General features: G+C 69.1%; 21 protein-coding genes. 13 read left to right on the forward strand and 8 right to left on the reverse strand.

The genetic code is table 11. The annotated features are described in order from the left end of the window. Window positions 1–71: 71 nt before the first annotated feature. The 7 genes from ACIPK3_RS29945 to ACIPK3_RS29975 all read right to left on the reverse strand — a co-directional run bounded on the left by ACIPK3_RS29945 (window position 72) and on the right by ACIPK3_RS29975 (window position 5,300). On the reverse strand, window positions 72–515 hold the full coding sequence (locus ACIPK3_RS29945) for an NUDIX domain-containing protein (protein ID WP_402574680.1): 444 nt from the start codon (window positions 513–515) through the stop codon (window positions 72–74). Beyond that, window positions 512–1,168: a dTMP kinase gene (gene tmk / locus ACIPK3_RS29950; protein WP_402574682.1), complete on the reverse strand. Its 657-nt coding sequence runs from the start codon at window positions 1,166–1,168 to the stop codon at window positions 512–514. Before tmk ends, ACIPK3_RS29945 begins: the two co-directional genes overlap by 4 nt. Continuing rightward, window positions 1,165–2,661, reverse strand: a complete 1,497-nt coding sequence (locus ACIPK3_RS29955; protein WP_402574684.1) for a B12-binding domain-containing radical SAM protein — start codon at window positions 2,659–2,661, stop codon at window positions 1,165–1,167. Before ACIPK3_RS29955 ends, tmk begins: the two co-directional genes overlap by 4 nt. Then, complete coding sequence (locus ACIPK3_RS29960; protein WP_402574686.1) at window positions 2,621–3,463, reverse strand: hypothetical protein; 843 nt, start codon at window positions 3,461–3,463, stop codon at window positions 2,621–2,623. The genes ACIPK3_RS29955 and ACIPK3_RS29960 overlap by 41 nt, the downstream gene beginning before the upstream one ends. Next, entirely contained in the window at window positions 3,460–3,723 is a 264-nt protein-coding gene (locus tag ACIPK3_RS29965; protein WP_402574688.1) for a hypothetical protein, read from the reverse strand. Before ACIPK3_RS29965 ends, ACIPK3_RS29960 begins: the two co-directional genes overlap by 4 nt. A gap of 508 nt (window positions 3,724–4,231) precedes the next feature. After that, window positions 4,232–4,435, reverse strand: a complete 204-nt coding sequence (locus ACIPK3_RS29970; protein WP_402574689.1) for a DUF397 domain-containing protein — start codon at window positions 4,433–4,435, stop codon at window positions 4,232–4,234. A gap of 10 nt (window positions 4,436–4,445) precedes the next feature. Then, entirely contained in the window at window positions 4,446–5,300 is an 855-nt protein-coding gene (locus tag ACIPK3_RS29975; RefSeq protein WP_402574691.1) for a helix-turn-helix domain-containing protein, read from the reverse strand. A 244-nt stretch (window positions 5,301–5,544) separates the two neighbouring features. Between ACIPK3_RS29975 and ACIPK3_RS29980 the strand changes: the two genes are divergently transcribed. Beyond that, complete coding sequence (locus ACIPK3_RS29980) at window positions 5,545–5,973, forward strand: ATP-binding protein (protein ID WP_402574693.1); 429 nt, start codon at window positions 5,545–5,547, stop codon at window positions 5,971–5,973. Then, the gene (locus tag ACIPK3_RS29985) at window positions 5,973–6,179 is read left to right on the forward strand and encodes a hypothetical protein (protein ID WP_402574695.1); all 207 of its coding nucleotides are present in this window, start codon (window positions 5,973–5,975) and stop codon (window positions 6,177–6,179) included. Before ACIPK3_RS29980 ends, ACIPK3_RS29985 begins: the two co-directional genes overlap by 1 nt. 258 nt (window positions 6,180–6,437) lie before the next feature. On the opposite strand, the gene ACIPK3_RS29990 is transcribed toward ACIPK3_RS29985, so the two are convergent. Next, window positions 6,438–7,247 (reverse strand): C40 family peptidase, encoded by an 810-nt coding sequence (locus tag ACIPK3_RS29990; protein ID WP_402574697.1) that lies wholly within the window; start codon window positions 7,245–7,247, stop codon window positions 6,438–6,440. A gap of 754 nt (window positions 7,248–8,001) precedes the next feature. Here ACIPK3_RS29990 and ACIPK3_RS29995 point away from each other — a divergent pair. From ACIPK3_RS29995 to nuoK, 11 genes are read left to right on the forward strand one after another with little or no spacing between them, the layout of a single operon-like run. After that, window positions 8,002–8,361 (forward strand): NADH-quinone oxidoreductase subunit A, encoded by a 360-nt coding sequence (locus tag ACIPK3_RS29995; protein WP_402574699.1) that lies wholly within the window; start codon window positions 8,002–8,004, stop codon window positions 8,359–8,361. Window positions 8,362–8,374: 13 nt separating this feature from the next. Beyond that, on the forward strand, window positions 8,375–8,929 hold the full coding sequence (locus ACIPK3_RS30000; protein ID WP_402574701.1) for a NuoB/complex I 20 kDa subunit family protein: 555 nt from the start codon (window positions 8,375–8,377) through the stop codon (window positions 8,927–8,929). Continuing rightward, window positions 8,926–9,690, forward strand: a complete 765-nt coding sequence (locus ACIPK3_RS30005) for an NADH-quinone oxidoreductase subunit C (protein ID WP_402574702.1) — start codon at window positions 8,926–8,928, stop codon at window positions 9,688–9,690. Before ACIPK3_RS30000 ends, ACIPK3_RS30005 begins: the two co-directional genes overlap by 4 nt. Beyond that, window positions 9,687–11,027, forward strand: a complete 1,341-nt coding sequence (locus ACIPK3_RS30010; protein ID WP_402574704.1) for an NADH-quinone oxidoreductase subunit D — start codon at window positions 9,687–9,689, stop codon at window positions 11,025–11,027. Before ACIPK3_RS30005 ends, ACIPK3_RS30010 begins: the two co-directional genes overlap by 4 nt. Next, on the forward strand, window positions 11,024–11,896 hold the full coding sequence (gene nuoE, locus ACIPK3_RS30015) for an NADH-quinone oxidoreductase subunit NuoE (RefSeq protein WP_402574706.1): 873 nt from the start codon (window positions 11,024–11,026) through the stop codon (window positions 11,894–11,896). The genes ACIPK3_RS30010 and nuoE overlap by 4 nt, the downstream gene beginning before the upstream one ends. Beyond that, window positions 11,893–13,242, forward strand: coding sequence for an NADH-quinone oxidoreductase subunit NuoF (gene nuoF, locus ACIPK3_RS30020; protein ID WP_402574708.1), 1,350 nt, complete (start codon window positions 11,893–11,895; stop codon window positions 13,240–13,242). The genes nuoE and nuoF overlap by 4 nt, the downstream gene beginning before the upstream one ends. Beyond that, window positions 13,239–15,743 carry an NADH-quinone oxidoreductase subunit G gene (locus ACIPK3_RS30025; protein ID WP_402574710.1) on the forward strand — a complete coding sequence of 835 codons (2,505 nt, stop codon included), beginning with the start codon at window positions 13,239–13,241 and terminating at the stop codon, window positions 15,741–15,743. The genes nuoF and ACIPK3_RS30025 overlap by 4 nt, the downstream gene beginning before the upstream one ends. Continuing rightward, complete coding sequence (gene nuoH, locus ACIPK3_RS30030) at window positions 15,740–17,104, forward strand: NADH-quinone oxidoreductase subunit NuoH (RefSeq protein ID WP_402574712.1); 1,365 nt, start codon at window positions 15,740–15,742, stop codon at window positions 17,102–17,104. Before ACIPK3_RS30025 ends, nuoH begins: the two co-directional genes overlap by 4 nt. After that, complete coding sequence (gene nuoI / locus ACIPK3_RS30035) at window positions 17,097–17,744, forward strand: NADH-quinone oxidoreductase subunit NuoI (protein WP_402574714.1); 648 nt, start codon at window positions 17,097–17,099, stop codon at window positions 17,742–17,744. Before nuoH ends, nuoI begins: the two co-directional genes overlap by 8 nt. Continuing rightward, complete coding sequence (locus ACIPK3_RS30040; RefSeq protein ID WP_402574716.1) at window positions 17,741–18,583, forward strand: NADH-quinone oxidoreductase subunit J; 843 nt, start codon at window positions 17,741–17,743, stop codon at window positions 18,581–18,583. Before nuoI ends, ACIPK3_RS30040 begins: the two co-directional genes overlap by 4 nt. Next, on the forward strand, window positions 18,580–18,879 hold the full coding sequence (gene nuoK, locus ACIPK3_RS30045; RefSeq protein WP_121787439.1) for an NADH-quinone oxidoreductase subunit NuoK: 300 nt from the start codon (window positions 18,580–18,582) through the stop codon (window positions 18,877–18,879). The genes ACIPK3_RS30040 and nuoK overlap by 4 nt, the downstream gene beginning before the upstream one ends. Window positions 18,880–18,885 lie beyond the last annotated feature (6 nt).

The following is an 18,885-nucleotide window of genomic DNA, read 5'->3' on the forward strand; positions in this document are numbered from 1 at the left end:
CGCGCCGTAGGCATGACTCCGCCCGCCGGCCATGGGGGCACCGACGGGCGGAGAGAGGCACGCGTGAGGGGCTACGACCAACCGTGCTCGGTGAGCGCCTCGGCGCCCTTCAGGTAGCCGTACAGGCCCGCGGCGGGGTACTCGATGATGTCCTCGGGCAGGGCGTCGATGGGGAACCACGTGAGGGCGAGGCACTTCTCGGGCTCGCGGTTCTCGGGCTCGCCCGCCCACTCGGTCGCCAGGAAGAACAGGCCGATGCGCTCGACCTGCTCGCTCTGCTTGTGGTGCACGGTGTGCACGAGTCGCAGGTTCTCGGGGTCGACCTCGACCCCGGTTTCCTCGCGCAGCTCGCGGGCGGCGCCGACGGTGAAGGGCTCGCCCTGGTCGAGCTTGCCGGAGGGGGCGTGCCACCGGCCGTGGCCGTAGGGGCCGCCGCGCTGCGAGAGCAGGATCATGTCGCCGTCGCGCAGGATCACGTGCGTGTCGATCACGGGGGTTGCAGGTGCCGCGTTCATGAGTTCACCGTGGGGTCGTCGGGCCGGTTGGGACTTTCGACGCTACCCCTGGGCGGGGGTACGGCGTCGGCGATTCGCTTCGCTACGTCCGTAGGGGTGGTGTCGGTGGTGTCGAGCACGAGCACCTCGACGCCGAGGGTCATCAAGGTCTGTGCTGCCTCGCGGTAGAGCTCGACCTCGCGGGCCGGCCCGTTGGGGTCGTCGTGGAAACGGTGGCGCTTCCCGCGCTTGGCGATGCGGGCCGCGATGCTCTCGGGGTCTGCGGTGAGGATCACGGCGAGGTCGGGCAGTAGGACGTGCCGGTTCAGCGCGAGCACGAACGGCTCGGGTACGCCGTCGAGCCGCTGGAGTACGAGACTCGACGCGAGGTACCGGTCGCAGACGACGGTGCAGCCGTCCTTGAGGAGCGGATCGAGCTCGACGTCGATGTGCTCGTACCGGTTCGCGGCGACGAGGCAGGCAAGGGCCCGTCCGTGGATGTGGTTTGCCTTGGCTCGGGTGAACTCGCCGAGCTCACTCGTCGAGGGTTCGGTCGTCCGGTGGACCGTGGCGCCCTGGTGCGCGAGCAGGCGGCCGAGCTCGGCGGATGTGGTCGACTTGCCCACCCCGCTCGGCCCGTCGAGGGAGAGGAACACGCCGGCGTGCGGGCTCATGCTGCGATCCCCATCCGGTTGCGGTCGTGCTGCTCGCGGGTGAGCTTGGCGAGGGTCGCGCGCAGCTTGGGGAGGGGGACCGTGCCGAACTGGATGCCCACGGTGAAGTTGAACTCGTCGCGGGCGCGCATGGACTCGTTGGCGCCGTCCGCGGTGAGGTCGACGTCGGAGTACGCGAGCAGGGCGTCGGGGTCGTGCCCGGCCTCGGTGAGCGTGTTCCAGACCGGAGTACCGGGGTAGGGCCGGAACTCGAACACGGACGCTCGGAATCGGGCGCCTGCGTGCCGGTCGGCGATAGTCCACAGATTGTGAATGTGGCGCACGGTGGCGTCGAGGTCTTCCTGCTCCTCCCCGGGGTAGCCGAGGATGAAATACCCCTTCACGCCGATGCCGCGTTCGAGCAGGCGGCCGGCGACGCGCTCGGTCATCTCGGCCGTGATTCGCTTGTCCATGCCGGCGAGCACGCGGTCGCTGCCCGACTCGATGCCGAGGGCGACCTCGCGCAGCCCGTTGGTCTTGAGTGTGTCGAGCATGGCGTCGTCGAGGCGGTCGAGAACGTTGATCCGGCCCGTTGCGTCCCACACGTACCGGTCGCCGATCTTGTGGCGGGTGAAGGCTTCCATCTGGGGGACGATCACGCGTTTGGCGCCGAGGAACAGGTCGTCGACGAACCGGTATGCGGTGGTCCCGTAGGTGTCGTGCAGGTGGTCGAGTTCGGCGACGATGCCCTCGGGTGAGCGGGTCCTGATCTTGACGTCAGGGTTTGCCGAGACCGCGGCGCCGCAGAACGTGCAGTCGTAAGGGCACCCCCGCGCACCGACGACGTTCGCCTCGGTCCGGCCGTCGTCCGCAATGTACGGGTCTTGGGGCAGGAACTCGCGGTTCACCAGCGGCAGGGCGTCGATATCGGGGCTCAGCCATTTAGCCGTGTCACCCTGCGCGATCCCGGCGGCGTGCGTGCCGAGGATGCGGTCGCGCCACATGACCCCGGGCAGCTCGGCGCGACGGCGTTCGTCGGCGAGCAGCGCGGCGACGCGGGTCTCGCCCTCGCCGATCACCAGGGCGCGCAGGGCGCGCATTCGGGGGTCGGCGAGGATGCGGCCGGGCATGGCCTTGGCGTGGTGCCCGCCGACCATGAGGGCGATCCCGTCGTCGATCTCGGCGGCGATCCGGGCCGACATCTCGTACGTGGGGGCGAGCAGGTTCATGCCCACCCATCGGGGCCGTACCTTGTTGATCAGGCGGGCGGTCGCGTCGATGCCGAGTCCGTGAGCCTCGGCGTCCAGTACGCCGACGTTGAACCCGGCCTGCTGCGCGTACGTAGCGATGTACGCCATGCCGAGCACCGGCAAGGTGTAGTCGTTCATGCGGGGCCGCAGCGCGTAGTCGCGGAGCGGAGCGTTCACGAATAAGGCGTCGAGCACCCGGTCGGGGTCGGCGCCGGCGATCAGATCAGGGGCGGTGCGGTTGTCCTCCGTGGCCGTTAAGGTCATGGCTCCCCCAGGTGAGTGTGAACAGGGTCAGGGCGTGCAGGTGGGACCGGGACGGCGCCCATCGGCGCCAAAGCGCCTCGAACTCGCGGTCGGAACTCGGGAAGGTGAGCCCGGGAGCCGCTTTGCTGGCCCACGTGCGCACGGCGAGGTCGCCGTGCGGGTAGATCGAGAAATCGCCCGTGTAGTCGGCCGCGGCTGCTGCCGCGGTCCACGGGCCGATACGGGGGACCTCGACGAGCTCTTTGATCAGGCTCTCGGCGTCGAGGGTCGCCCACTTCTCGCCGCAATCGAGGTATGCCTCGGCGGCGGCGCGCAGGGCGCTGGTGTTGAACTTGCACCCCACGGCGGCGTACCCCTCGTCGGAGAGTTGCAGCAGGGTCTCGGGGGTCGGGACGAGGGCGAGCTCGCTGGCGGCCGTGGTGAAGCTGCGCCCGTACGCGGCGTAGAGGCTGTGGTGCCGCTTCCGGGCTTGCCCTGCGGTCACGACCTGCCGCAGCAGTGCGGTAACGATCGCGTCCCACAGCGAGGGATTGTTGAGTCGAGCCACGGTGCCGAGAGACACGAGCTCGGCGAGCAGCGGTTCGGCGCCAACGGGCGCGGCCGGCAGCTCGATCGACGACGTGTAGGCGACGGGGGGCTGCTCGGCGGCTGCATCACCCATGAGAGGCCACAGGGCCAGGTGTCGGGCCTTGTCGCTCCAGATCGCGAGCCACGCGGCGCCCTGGTGCTCGACGAGGCGGGCACGCTCGCCCTGTTTGGTGGTCAGCCACGCCGGGTGTTCCGTGATGATCGTCGTACTCATGAGCTCAATTCCGGTCGAGGATGGGTGCGTTCGACATGGCGAGCGAGGTCGTCAGTCGTTCGCAGTTCGAGGTACCGCAAGGGGCGCACCGACCATTCGGCGACGGTCCCGCTCCCGAATACCACGGTGAACCCGGCGTGGTGACCCGAGTTGAGAAGTCCGAGGGCGTAGAGCCACCCGGATTCCGCCCACTCGACCGCCCGCGCTGTTTCCCTGGGAGTCATGCCGAACACATGCGCCGAGCGGATCTCGATCCGCATAGCTCGTATCGCATCGGACGCGGTGGGGTGGGCGCGGGGCGGCTTGACCGGTTGGGCGTCGTGCCTGGTCTGTGATGAGTGCCGCACGGTGGTGAGCAGGAAACCTTGCCCCATGACGCTCACTGCGGCGGCCGGGCCGTGGCGAGCCCCCGCTTGCAACCTTGCGCCCACGTAAGCGGGGTGAGGGGGTAATGCCTGCATTCGTACCTCCCTGCCGCGGCGTCTTGGCTGCGCGCTGCCGGGCCATGGTTGGAACGGCAGGCATGGTGCAGCCTTGGGGAGACCCTCGCCCAACGTGCGTAACGGCAGGCAGAGTTAGGGCACGTCAGGCACGGTGTGGGGTAGTGAATCCGCCTCACCGTGGTAACGCAGGGAGACCGTAGCGCCACGCATATGAGGGGTGCAAGGGTGGACCGGTACAAACATGCAGACTGGCATATGCAAAAACCCCCCGGCCCTGGTCAGGTGGGGGGTTGTCGACGCTGCGGCGTCGAGCGAGCAGGCGTCCCTAGTTGACGAAGTGGTCGAACTCGCCGTTCTTCACGCCCATGATGAACGCTGCGAGCTTCTCGGGTGACGTGGTGATGATGTTCGCCGGCTCGTCGCTCTCGCAGAGCAGGATCGCACCGTCGGGCCCTGCGGCGACGTGCAGGCACTGCTCGCCGCCGCCTCCGGAAAAGCTCGACTTCTGCCAGGTGAATTCGCTGTTCATTCCTGATCTCTCACAGTTCTCTTGCGATGTGGTGAATGAAGCTGCGCGACTCGTCGGGGTCGAGTGAGGTCTGCTCGGCGAAGTCGAGCAGACCTCTATACCGGTCGAGGTCCGCGGCTGTGTCCAAGAAGCGACCGCCGAAAGGTGTGTCGATATGGACGGTGTCGAGCTGCGGGACGGCGCCGGTCGCGTACATCACGGTCTGTGTGACCTCGATGAAGTCGTCGGCCGTGAAGGGGATCACCCGGAGTGTGATCCATTCCTGCTCGGACGCTTGCAGCAGGTGTTCGAGCTGTGCGCGGGCTACCTTCCGACCACCGACCCTCATTCGCAGTGCAGCCTCGTGCACGATCGCCTCGAACCGTGGCGGCATGTCGCGGTCGAAAATCGCGCGGCGCTTCATGCGGTGCTCGACTCGGGCGTCTACCTCGTCGCTCGGTACCTGGGGGATGACGCCGGCGAACAGTGCTCGCGCATACTCCTCGGTCTGCAAGACGCCAGGGAACGTCATCGGTTGCAGGCATCGGAGCTTCGGCGAGTGGTGTTCGAGTTCGGCGATGTCGAGGAACCCGGGGGCAAGAATGCCGCGGTAGTCGTCCCACCAGTGTGTTCCCCGTCGCTCTCCAGCGATGACGCACAGGGCGGAGAGCAGCGCGTCGTCGTCGCATTGGTAGAACGTGAACAGCCGACGAATGCGCTCCTCGCTGATGCCGAGGCGGCCGGCCTCGATGTTGCTGATCCTGGCTGCGTCGGTGGAGAGCAAGCCGCCGGCGTCTCGTGCGGTCAGGCCAGCGCGTTCGCGGAGCTTCCGCAGTTCAGAGCCCAAGCGGATCTGTCGGGCGGTCGGATTGTCCCTCGGCGGCATGTGTCCCTTCCCCTTGTCCTACCTGAGTTTGCCGGTTGCGGCGTCACGGGTCCACCCGCAGAGGCTCTTGGGGGTACAGGGTTGTACCGGTCCAACCTTTTACCCTATGGTCCTGGCAGCACCGCGTCGCACGCCAGTGAGACAGAAGTGCAGCCGCTGACACGCGCCTTGACGCGCAGTCACCCGGGAGCGGCCATTGCCACGCATGGCGGGCAGCGCGAGCTCAACCGCGTTGGGAGACGAGATGAAAATCAGCGCCTTACCTGCACAGTCCGCAAGCGTCAGCTATCGGTTCGTCGTGCCTCGCGCCGCGACGGCACCGAAGATCGTGCGTGAGCTCGTGGCCGTTTTGGTCACCGCGTACGGGCACGAGGACATCGTCGAGCACCTGAAAATCTGCGTGTCCGAGGTAGTGACGAACGCCTACCAGCACACGCGCACGGCCCAAATCACGGTGGACGTATCCCTTGGATCGGACAACGTCACCGTGTGGGTGAACGATGGCCGCCCCGGGTGGCTCCCCCGTGTGCCGAGCTCTGCGCCGCCCTGGCATGACGAGTCAGGGCGCGGCCTCTACCTCGTGTCGAGGTACGCCGACCGCTTGGGCGTGGGAGCCAACGACGACGGCGTGCCGCGTCTGGGGTTCAGCATCGGCTACGAGGGGGCGGCGTAGTGGCTTGGCACGAGCTGAACGTCGGGGCCGTGTTCCGGCCGGGGGACGGCGAGGGTGACGAGCGCGCCGTGTGGTTGATCGACAGCACGTACACCCCGATCTGTGAGATTCCCGAAGGCGACGCGCGCGGCCTTGCGATCGAACTTGCCGAGCTGCTCGGGCTGTTCGTCTGCGACCGCGGCATCGCGGGGGAGGTGGTCGAATGATCAACGATCAGGTGGTCGTCGGCGCTATCGCGGTGTGCGTCAGTCTTGGGCTGCCTGCCCTCGCGGCGGTATGGGCCTCGATGCCGAGCGCGCGGCGCGCAGTTACCCCTGCGCCGGACCGGCCCGGGAAGCGGTACCGGTGTTACTGCTGGAAAGAGGGTGGCGCCCAAGGCGTGACCCGCCGGACACAAGGCTGAAGGGCCGCTGCCCCCGAGCGGCTGCGGCCCTTCACGTGTATACCGCGAGGCGGTGTGCTTCTCAGAGCACCCGCACCGCGCCGGACGGCGGGTCGTACGAGAGGTCCCGCTCGACCACACCGGTGGACGGGTTCTGTGCTCCGACGAACTTACCGCCGCCGACGTACACACCCACGTGGTACGCGCTGCCCGCGCCGCCCCAGTAGAGGATGTCGCCCGGCTGGAGGTTGTCCAGCGACACCTGGGTGCCGGCGGTCGACTGGTCCTGGGAGACGCGGGGCAGGTCGACACCGACCTGCTTGAAGGCCGCCTGCACCAGGCCCGAGCAGTCCCACACGTTGGGGCCCGTGCCGCCGGAGATGTAGGTGTCGCCGATCTGCGCCTTGACGAAGGCGACGACCGTCGCGGCCGTACCGGTGGCCGTCGAGCCGCTCGACGAGGCGCTGGAGCCTCCGGCGGAGGCGGAGAGGGTGGTCCGCGCGGAGCTGCGGTTCGCGCGCTCGGCGGCCTCCTGGCGGGCCTTCTCGGCGGCCTTCTTCTTGGCCGCGGCCTGCTTCTTCGCGTGGGCGAGGTCCGACTTGGCCTGCTTTGCCGCGTTTGCCGCGGCGGCGTCGCGCTCGGCCCGCAGCTGGTAGTTCGCGGCCGCCTGCTGAGTGGCGTCCGCGGACTGGGCCACCTGGTTGGCCATGTCGGCCGTCAGGGCGGGGAGTTCGAGGGTCTGTGTCACGGGTTCGCCGGCGTCGGCGGCCGACGCGGCGCCGGCCGCGGCCAGGCTGAGAACGCCACTGGCAACTCCGGCCCGCATCGCGATCGTCGACGCGCTGCGGTTGCGGGGCTTCCGGTGGCTGCGTATGTGAGCGGTGTGGGGCATGGGAATAACGGGTACCAGGCGCTCGTTCATATCTTCAAGAAACGTGTGCTGCGCCACAGTTGTTCAATCGCCGGCCCGAATCCCGGGCACGTCATTCCTTATTGACGCCGTAACGGGCAATTCGGACGTCAGTGATCAAGCCCATGATCATGCGCTTTCGTCATTACGCCCGAATTGCCCTGCGCCTACCATCGCTCCGGCTCGATGGCCAACCCCCGTTCTCATCCCGCTCTCATGGTGTGGCGCAGGTCACGGAACGGTCACCGGGCGGACCGCGTCTCGCGCGTCCGACACGCGTCCCTCACATCGCGCCGACTTCGTGAACGCGTGCACGCGTCCACATCCGGCCGCGCATCTCCCTCTCATGTGTGAACGGGCCCTCTATCAGGACGTCGCACCCCGCACCAATTTGCATGCGACGGAAGTCTCTTGATATTGAGACGACCCCTCCGGCCTGCGACGACGAGCGAAAATGTCACTTCTGGTGACCAGCTGGACGCTTCTAGTGCGAAGATCACCGATCATCCGACTTCATGATCCTTCGTCAGGTGGTGGAGATCACAAAGCTTGTGGAATACCCCGTGTCGCAGATCACAGAGCCACGGGCATAAGATGCGGAGCAGTTGGGCTTGTGACCTGCTTCACATGTTCGCGATCTTCGCCGGGACGAGCGGGGTTCGGGGGACAGGCGGGGCGGCAGCGGGCCCACGGCAACCCGCCAGCAGTCAGTGCCGACTGAGAGGAGCGAGGAGCGGTGAACGCGTATGCGCCCATCCTCGTACTGGGAGCCCTCGGGGCAGGCTTTGCGATCTTCTCCGTGGTCATGGCCACGCTGATCGGTCCGAAGCGGTACAACCGCGCCAAGCTCGAAGCCTACGAGTGCGGCATCGAGCCGACCCCCACGCCGGCCGGCGGCGGGCGCTTCCCGATCAAGTACTACCTGACGGCGATGCTCTTCATCGTCTTCGACATCGAGATCGTCTTCCTCTACCCCTGGGCCGTCGCCTTCGACGCCCTGGGTGTTTTCGGGCTCGTGGAGATGTTGCTCTTCGTGCTCACCGTCTTCGTCGCGTACGCGTACGTACGGCGGCGGGGCGGCCTGGAATGGGACTGAGGGGCCTAAGGACATGGGACTCGAAGAAAAGCTGCCGAGCGGCTTCCTGCTCACCACCGTCGAGCAGGCCGCGGGCTGGGTGCGCAAGGCGTCCGTCTTCCCCGCCACATTCGGCCTCGCCTGCTGCGCCATCGAGATGATGACCACCGGCGCCGGCCGCTACGACCTGGCGCGCTTCGGCATGGAGGTCTTCCGCGGCTCGCCCCGGCAGGCCGACCTGATGATCGTCGCGGGCCGGGTCAGCCAGAAGATGGCACCGGTGCTGCGCCAGGTCTACGACCAGATGCCCGACCCGAAGTGGGTGATCTCCATGGGCGTCTGCGCCTCCTCGGGCGGCATGTTCAACAACTACGCGATCGTCCAGGGCGTCGACCACATCGTCCCCGTCGACATCTACCTGCCCGGCTGCCCGCCCCGGCCCGAGATGCTGATGGACGCGATCCTCAAGCTCCACCAGAAGATCCAGTCCACCAAGCTCGGGGTGAACGCCGAGGAGGCCGCCCGGGAGGCCGAGCAGGCCGCGCTCAAGGCTCTGCCCACGATCGAGATGAAGGGGCTGCTGCGGTGAGCGACGCGAACGGAACCAACGGCGCGAACGGGTCCCCGGAGGGCGTGAACCCCGAGCAGGACCTCTCCGCCTCCAACCTCCCCGGCCAGCGCGGCCAGGGCGGCGAGGAGATCCGCGTACAGCGCGGCATGTTCGGCGCCGCCAACGGCGGCGACACCTCCGGCTACGGCGGCCTGGTCCGCTCCATCCGGCTCCCCGGCCCCGCGAACCGGCCCTACGGCGGATGGTTCGACGAGGTCGCCGACGAGCTGGAGGGCGCCCTGGAGGAACAGGGACTCGTCCCGGAGAACGCCATCGAGAAGACGGTCGTCGACCGCGACGAGCTGACCTTCCACATCGAGCGCGAACACCTGGTCCGCGTCGCCCAGACCCTGCGCGACGACCCGGCCCTGCGCTTCGAGCTGTGCACCGGCGTCAGCGGCGTCCACTACCCGCACGACAAGGGCCGCGAGCTGCACGCCGTCTACCACCTGCGCTCGATCACCCACAACCGGCTGATCCGCCTGGAGGTCAGCGCCCCGGACGGCGACCCGCACATCCCGTCCCTCGTCCCGGTGTACCCGACCAACGACTGGCACGAGCGCGAGACCTACGACTTCTTCGGGATCGTCTTCGACGGTCACCCGGCCCTCACGCGGATCATGATGCCGGACGACTGGCAGGGCCATCCGCAGCGCAAGGACTACCCCCTCGGCGGCATCGCCGTCGAGTACAAGGGCGCCCAGATTCCGGCTCCGGACCAGCGGAGGTCGTACTCGTGAGCACGCACTCAGCATCCGCGGCCTCGGCCGCCTCGGCGCGCGAGACCACCGAGGGCACCGTCTACACGGTCACCGGTGGCGACTGGGACGAGGTCGTCCGGTCCGCGGCCCGCGCCGACGACGAGCGCATCGTCGTCAACATGGGTCCCCAGCACCCGTCCACCCATGGAGTGCTCCGGCTCATCCTGGAGATCGACGGGGAGACGGTCACCGAGGCCCGCTGCGGCATCGGCTACCTCCACACCGGAATCGAGAAGAACCTCGAATTCCGCACCTGGACGCAGGGCACCACGTTCGTCACGCGCATGGACTACCTGACGTCCTTCTTCAACGAGACCGCCTACTGTCTCGCCGTCGAGAAGCTCCTCGGCATCGAGGGCGCGATCACCGAACGCGCCAAGATCATCCGGGTGCTCCTGATGGAGCTGAACCGGATGTCCTCCCACCTGGTGTGCATCGCCACCGGCGGCATGGAACTCGGTGCGACCACGATCATGATCTACGGATTCCGTGATCGCGAGATGATCCTCGACATCTACGAGCTCATCACGGGCCTGCGGATGAACCACGCCTACATCCGTCCCGGCGGACTCGCCCAGGACCTGCCGCCCGGCGCGGTCGACCACATCCGCGAGTTCGTGAAGAAGATGAAGAAGAACCTCCCGGAGTACGACAAGCTCGCCACCGGGAACCCCATCTTCAAGGCCCGCATGCAGGACGTCGGCTACCTCGACCTGGCCGGCTGCATGGCCCTCGGCGCCACCGGCCCGATCCTGCGCTCCACCGGGCTGCCGCACGACCTGCGCAAGGCACAGCCCTACTGCGGCTACGAGACCTACGACTTCGAGGTCCCGACCGCCGACTCCTGCGACTCCTACGGCCGCTTCCTGGTCCGCCTGGAGGAGATGCGCCAGTCGCTCCGCATCGTCGAGCAGTGCCTCGACCGGCTCCAGTCCGGACCGGTCATGGTCGCCGACAAGAAGATCGCCTGGCCCGCCCAGCTCGCGCTGGGCCCGGACGGCCTGGGCAACTCCCTCGACCACATCAAGAAGATCATGGGCACCTCCATGGAGGCCCTGATCCACCACTTCAAGCTGGTCACCGAGGGCTTCCGCGTCCCGCCGGGACAGGCGTACGCGGCCGTCGAGTCACCCAAGGGCGAACTCGCGGCACACGCCGTCTCCGACGGCGGCACCCGCCCCTACCGGGTCCACTTCCGCGACCCGTCCTTCACCAACCTTCAGGCCATGGCGGCGATGTGCGAGGGCGGCCAGGTCGCCGACGTCATCGTCGCCGTCGCGTCCATCGACCCCGTGATGGGAGGCGTCGACCGGTGACCACGAGTTCTTCGGAGCGGGGCGTCAGCCTGGGCATGCCCGAACTGCCCGCACCCGGCTACCCGGACGACGTCCGCGCCCGGCTGGAGGCGGACGCCCGCGAGCTCATCGCGCGCTACCCCGACTCCCGGTCCGCACTCCTGCCGCTGCTGCACCTCGTGCAGTCGGAGGAGGGACACGTCACCCGCACCGGGATGCGGTTCTGCGCGGACATGCTGGACCTCACCACCGCCGAGGTCACCGCCGTCGCCACCTTCTACACCATGTACCGGCGCAGGCCGAGCGGCGACTACCAGGTGGGCGTGTGCACCAACACGCTGTGCGCGGTGATGGGCGGCGACGCGATCTTCGAGACCCTCCAGGAACACCTGGGCGTCGGCAACGGCGAGACCACCGACGACGGCAAGGTCACCCTGGAGCACATCGAGTGCAACGCGGCCTGCGACTTCGCACCGGTCGTGATGGTCAACTGGGAGTTCTTCGACAACCAGACCCCGGCGAGCGCCACGCGACTCGTCGACGACCTGCGCGCCGGACGCCCCGTCGACCCCACACGCGGGGCGCGCCTGTGCACCTTCAAGGACACCGCCCGGATCCTGGCGGGCTTCCCCGACGAGCGGCCGGGGGCCGTCGAGGAGAGCGGAAGCGCGGGACCCGCCTCGCTGGTGGGCCTCCGGCTGGCCAAGGGAGAGGCCGCACCCGCGCGGGTGGTGCATCCGCGCGACGGCGGACCGCACGACGAACCGCAGGACGGGGCGGTGCACCGGCCGTCGCCGTCCGAACACCTCAGCTCACACGACGCGCCGCAGGAGACATCGGCCTCCGACCCGGCCCACCCGGCAGGGCCGACCGCCGAGGAGGGGGAGTGATGACCGTGGCAGCCGATATCAAGGACACCAGCCCGGAGAAGCTGCTCGCACCCGTGCTGTCCGCCTTCTGGGACGAGGACAGGTCCTGGACGCTGGACGTGTACCGAAGGCACGAGGGGTACGAGGGCCTGCGCAAGGCGCTCGCCATGTCACCGGACGAGGTGATCGCGTACGTCAAGGACTCCGGTCTGCGCGGACGCGGCGGCGCGGGATTCCCCACGGGCATGAAGTGGCAGTTCATCCCGCAGGGCGACGGCAAGCCGCACTACCTCGTCGTCAACGCGGACGAGTCGGAGCCCGGGACCTGCAAGGACATCCCGCTCCTCTTCGCGAACCCGCACAGCCTCATCGAGGGCATCGTGATCGCGTGCTACGCCATCCGGTCGTCGCACGCCTTCATCTATCTGCGGGGCGAGGTCGTCCCCGTCCTGCGGCGGCTGCACGAGGCCGTGCGCGAGGCCCACGCGGCGGGCTACCTCGGCGAGAACATCCTCGGCAGCGGACTCGACCTCACGCTCACCGTGCACGCCGGCGCCGGCGCGTACATCTGCGGCGAGGAGACCGCCCTGCTCGACTCGCTCGAAGGCCGCCGCGGTCAACCGCGGCTCCGTCCCCCCTTCCCCGCCGTCGAAGGGCTCTACGCCTGCCCGACCGTGGTGAACAACGTCGAGTCCATCGCTTCCGTTCCCGCGATCCTCCAGAACGGCAAGGAATGGTTCCGGTCGATGGGCAGCGAGAAGTCCCCGGGCTTCACGCTCTACTCGCTCAGCGGCCACGTCGCCAGCCCCGGCCAGTACGAGGCGCCGCTCGGCATCACCCTGCGCCAGCTCCTGGAGATGAGCGGCGGGATGCGCCCCGGCCACCGGCTCAAGTTCTGGACGCCGGGCGGCTCCTCGACGCCGATGTTCACCGACGAGCACCTCGACGTCCCCCTCGACTACGAAGGAGTCGGTGCCGCGGGTTCCATGCTCGGCACCAAGGCACTCCAGTGCTTCGACGAGACCACCTGCGTCGTGCGCGCCGTCACCCGCTGGACCGAGTTCTACGCCCACGAGTCCTGCGGCAAGTGCACCCCCTGCCGTGAAGGCACCTACTGGCTCGTGCAGTTGCTGCGGGACATCGAGGCGGGCAAGGGTGCCATGGCCGACCTCGACAAGCTCGCCGACATCGCGGACAACATCAACGGCAAGTCCTTCTGCGCCCTCGGCGACGGCGCGGCCTCGCCGATCTTCTCCTCGCTCCAGTACTTCCGCGAGGAGTACGAGCAGCACATCACGGGCCGGGGCTGTCCCTTCGACCCGGCGAAGTCGACGGCCTGGGCGGACCGCCCGGAGGTGAACGCATGACCGTGACCACCAGCGCTCCCTCCGGGGGAGGCGAAGCGGCGGTCCCACCGGAGGACCTCGTCACGCTGACGATCGACGGCGTGGAGATCAGCGTGCCCAAGGGCACCCTGGTCATCCGGGCCGCCGAGCAGATCGGCGTCGAGATCCCCCGCTTCTGCGACCACCCCCTGCTCGACCCGGTCGGCGCCTGCCGCCAGTGCATCGTCGAGGTCGAGGGCCAGCGCAAGCCCATGGCGTCCTGCACCATCACCTGCACGGACGGCATGGTGGTGAAGACACAGCTCACCTCCCCGGCCGCGGAGAAGGCCCAGCACGGTGTGATGGAGCTGCTGCTCATCAACCACCCGCTGGACTGCCCGGTCTGCGACAAGGGCGGCGAGTGCCCGCTCCAGAACCAGGCCATGTCGCACGGCAACGCCGAGTCCCGCTTCGAGGGCCGCAAGCGGACCTACGAGAAGCCCCTCGCGATCTCCACCCAGGTGCTGCTCGACCGCGAGCGGTGCGTGCTGTGCGCCCGCTGCACCCGCTTCTCCAACCAGGTCGCGGGCGACCCGATGATCGAACTGATCGAACGGGGCGCGCTCCAGCAGGTCGGCACCGGCGAGGGCGACCCCTTCGAGTCGTACTTCTCCGGGAACACCATCCAGATCTGCCCGGTCGGCGCGCTCACCTCGGCGGCGTACCGGTTCCGCTCCAGGCCCTTCGACCTCGTCTCCTCGCCGTCGGTGTGCGAGCACTGCTCCGGCGGCTGCGCCACCCGCACCGACCACCGGCGCGGCAAGGTCATGCGGCGGCTCGCCGCCAACGACCCCGAGGTCAACGAGGAGTGGATCTGCGACAAGGGCCGCTTCGGGTTCCGGTACGCGCAGCTGAGGGACCGGCTGGACACCCCGCTGGTGCGGGGCGCCGACGGCAAGCTGGAACCGGCCTCCTGGCCCGAGGCGCTGGGGATCGCCGCCCAGGGCCTGCTGGCCTCGCGCGGCCGGGCCGGTGTCCTGACCGGCGGCCGGCTGACCGTCGAGGACGCGTACGCGTACAGCAAGTTCGCGCGGGTGGCCCTCGACACCAACGACATCGACTTCCGCGCGCGGGTGCACAGCGGCGAGGAGACCGACTTCCTGGCCGCCCGGGTCGCCGGACACGGCCGTGACCTCGACGGCAGGGGCGTCACCTACACCGCACTGGAGAAGGCGCCCGCCGTCCTGCTGGTCGGGTTCGAGTCCGAGGAGGAGGCCCCCGGCGTCTTCCTGCGGCTGCGCAAGGCCTGGCGCAAGCGGGGACAGCGGGTGTTCTCGCTGGCCACGCACGCCACTCGGGGTCTGGAGAAGGCGGGCGGCACCCTGCTGCCGGCCGCGCCCGGCACCGAGACCGAGTGGCTCGACGCGCTCGCCGGCGGCGCCGGTCTGGAGGAGCCCGGCTCACGGGCGGCCGAGGCGCTGCGCGCCGACGGCGCGGTGATCGTCGTGGGCGAGCGGCTGGCCGCCGTCGCGGGCGGCCTCACCGCCGCGGTACGCGCCGCGACCGCGACCGGAGCCCAGCTGGTGTGGATCCCGCGGCGGGCCGGGGAGCGCGGCGCGATCGAGGCGGGCGCGCTGCCCTCGCTGCTGCCGGGCGGCCGCCCGGCCACCGACCCGCGCGCGCGGGAGGAGGTCGCCACCGCCTGGGGCCTGGCCGAACTCCCGCACGGCTACGGCCGGGACACCGGCCAGATCGTCGAGGCCGCCGTACGCGGCGAGCTCCAGGCGCTGCTGGTCGCGGGCGTCGAGGTCGCCGACCTGCCCGACCCGGCACGCGCGCGGGAGGCCCTCACCGAGGTCGGCTTCCTGGTCTCGCTGGAGCAGCGGCCCAGTGAGGTCACCGAGCTCGCCGACGTCGTACTCCCGGTCGCCGCGGTCGCCGAGAAGGCGGGTGCCTTCCTCAACTGGGAAGGCCGGGTCCGCTTCTTCGAGGCCGCCCTCAAGCCCGACCAGATGACCCGCCGTCTGTCCCCGACGGACGCGCGGGTGCTCCAGATGCTGGCCGACGCCATGGACGTCCACCTGGGGCTGCCGGATCTGCGCACCGCGCGCGCAGAGCTGGACCGGCTCGGCGCCTGGCACGGACCACGGGCCTCGGACCCGCTGGCCACCGCGGACCCGCTGCCGCGCCCTGCGGCCGGTGAGGCCGTGCTCGCCGGACACCGGCTGCTGCTCGACCAGGGCTCGCTCCAGCAGGGCGACGCGGCGCTCGCCGGCACGCGGCACGCGGCCCGCGCGCGCGTGTCGCCCGCGACGGCCGCCGAGGCGGGCATCAAGGACGGCGACGCGCTCGCCGTGACCGGCCCCGCCGGGACGGTCGAACTCCCGCTCCTGATCACCGAGATGCCCGACCGGGTGGTCTGGCTCCCGCTGAACTCCACGGGCTCGGGCGTCGCCTCCGACACCGGGGCGCAGCCCGGCACCCTCGTCCGTATCGGCCCGGCGGTCCGCGCCGGCGAGGCCCCCAAGGAGGTGGAGGCATGAGCCCGTACCTCGCCGCTGAAGACCTCTCGATGTTCGGCCGCGACCCCTGGTGGCTGGTCGTCGTCAAGGCGGTGTTCTGCTTCGCCTTCCTGATGGTGACCGTGCTGTTCTCCATCGTCTGGGAGCGCAAGGTCGTCGCCTGGATGCAGCTGCGCATCGGACCCAACCGGCACGGCCCCTGGGGCATGCTCCAGTCGCTCGCCGACGGCGTGAAACTGATGCTCAAGGAAGACGTCATCGTCAAACGCGCGGACAAGGTGGTATACGTCCTCGCGCCGATCGTCGCGGCCATCCCGGCCTTCATGGCGATCGCGGTGATCCCCTTCGGGCCCGCCGACAACCAGGTCTCGATCTTCGGCACCCGCACCACGATGCAGCTCACCGACCTGCCGGTCGCGATGCTCTTCGTCCTCGCGGTCGCCTCGGTCGGCATCTACGGCATCGTGCTCGCCGGCTGGAGCTCCGGATCCACCTACCCGCTGCTCGGCGGCCTCCGCTCCTGCGCGCAGATGATCTCGTACGAGATCGCCATGGGCGCCGCGTTCGCCTCCGTGTTCCTCTACTCGGGCTCGATGTCGACGTCGACCATCGTCGAACAGCAGCAGGACCGCTGGTACATCGTGCTGCTGCCGGTCTCCTTCATCCTCTACATCGTCACGATGGTCGGCGAGACCAACCGCGCCCCCTTCGACATGCCGGAGTCCGAGGGCGACCTCGTCGGCGGCTTCAACACCGAGTACTCGTCCATCAAGTTCGCGATGTTCATGCTCGCCGAGTACGTGAACATGGTGACGGTGTCGGCGGTGTCGACCACCCTCTTCCTGGGCGGCTGGCGGGCTCCCTGGCCGATCAGCGGCTTCTGGGCGGGCGCCAACCACGGCTGGTGGCCGCTGCTCTGGTTCGTCATCAAGGTCCAGCTGCTGCTGTTCTTCTTCATCTGGCTGCGCGGCACCCTGCCACGCGTCCGGTACGACCAGCTGATGAAGCTCGGCTGGAAGGTCCTCATCCCCGTCTCGGTGGTCTGGCTGATGCTCGTCGCGACGGTGCGGACCCTGCGCAACGAGCACTACGACTTCGCCGACATCGCGCTCTACGTCGGCGGCGGAGTCCTGGCCCTGCTGCTCCTGTCCTTCGTCGTCGACATGTTCCGCGAGCGGGCGAAGGAGGTGTCCGCGCCGGCCGCGGCGCCGACCGCGTTCGACCCGGCCGCCGGCGGATTCCCCGTGCCACCGCTGCCCGGACAGGAGCTGCCGCCGGTACCCCGGCGCCGTCCGCGCAGGGAGCGGGAGCTGATTGTCAGTGGCGGAGCGGACACTGTCAGTGACGGATCTACGGATGGAAAGGAGGCGTCCGATGGCTGAGGAGACCGAGGAGGCCGGGCAGACGAAGCCCGGCTTCCTGAACCCCGTGGCCGGCTTCGGCGTGACCTTCAAGGCCATGTTCAAGAAGCGGCTGACCGAGCAGTACCCGGAGCAGAAGAAGACCACGGCTCCGCGGTTCCACGGACGGCACCAGCTCAACCGCCATCCGGACGGCCTGGAGAAGTGCGTCGGCTGCGAGCTGTGCGCCTGGGCCTGCCCCGCCGACGCCATCTATGTGGAGGGCGCCGACAACACGGACGAGGAGCGCTACTCGCCCGGCGAGCGGTACGGCAGCGTCTATCAGATCAACTACGCCCGCTGCATCCTGTGCGGCCTGTGCATCGAGGCGTGCCCCACGCGCGCGCTGACGATGACCAACGAGTTCGAGCTCGCCGACTCCAGCCGGGCCAACCTCATCTACACCAAGGAGCAGCTGCTCGCCGGGCTCCAGGAGGGCATGGTCGACTCGCCGCACGCGATCTACCCCGGGATGGACGAGCAGGACTACTACCGGGGCCTGGTGACGGAGGCCGCACCCGGGACCGTGCGCCAGGTCGCCGTGTCCAAGGGGGAGCCGGATTCGATGGCAGGCCCTTCGGGTGCGGCCGATGCGGCCGAGGACCAGGAGGTGGACGTATGAGCCCGCAGCTCGCCGCCTACACGACGTCCACCGGCGAGGCCTTCCAGTTCTGGATCCTCGGCACCGTCGCCGTGATCGGCGCCCTGTGCACCGTGTTCATGCGGAAGGCCGTGCACAGCGCGCTCTGCCTCGCCGGAACCATGATCGTCCTGGCGGTCTTCTACCTCGCCAACGGCGCCTACTTCCTGGGCATCGTGCAGATCGTCGTCTACACGGGCGCGATCATGATGCTGTTCCTGTTCGTGGTGATGCTCGTCGGCGTGACCGCGGCGGACTCCCTGAAGGAGACCATCAAGGGCCAGCGCTGGCTGGCCCTCGTCTGCGGCGTCGGCTTCGGCGTCCTGCTCCTCGCCGGGATCGGGAACGCCTCGCTGACGGAGTTCGCCGGCATCGGCAAGGCGAACGCGAACGGCAACGTGGAAGGCCTCGCGGCCCTCATCTTCACCAAGTACGTCTTCGCCTTCGAGATCACCGGCGCCCTGCTCATCACGGCCGCCGTCGGCGCCATGGTGCTCACCCACCGCGAGCGCACCGAGCGGGCCAAGACCCAGCGCGAGCTGGCCGAACAGCGCGTCCGCGAGGGCAAGCACCTGCCGCCGCTGCCCGCCCCCGGGGTCTACGCCCGGCACAACGCCGTGGACATCGCGGGCCTGCTGCCCGACGGCACCCCCTCCGAGCTCACGGTCAGCAGCACGCTGCGCCAACGCGGCCAGATGCGGGACGTGTCGACGCAGGCGCTCAATGACCTCCGCGCCCTGGAACAGCGCGCGGAGGACCGTCTGGAGCGTGGCGGGACCGAGCCGGCGAACGGCAAGCGGACCGAGGAGGCGTCGAAGTGAACCCGGTCAACTACCTCTATCTCGCGGCCCTGTTGTTCACCATCGGAGCCACCGGCGTCCTCATCCGGCGCAACGCGATCGTCGTCTTCATGTGCGTCGAGCTGATGCTCAACGCCTGCAACCTCGCGTTCGTCGTCTTCTCCCGTATGCACGGCAACCTCGACGGCCAGATCATCGCCTTCTTCACGATGGTCGTCGCCGCCGCGGAGGTCGTGGTCGGGCTCGCGATCATCGTGTCGCTGTTCCGTACCCGCCACTCGGCCTCGGTCGACGACGCCAGCCTGATGAAGCTGTAAGGGGTC

Origin of the sequence: Streptomyces sp. NPDC086787 (assembly GCF_044745865.1) — a bacterium.
Lineage (GTDB): Bacteria > Actinomycetota > Actinomycetes > Streptomycetales > Streptomycetaceae > Streptomyces.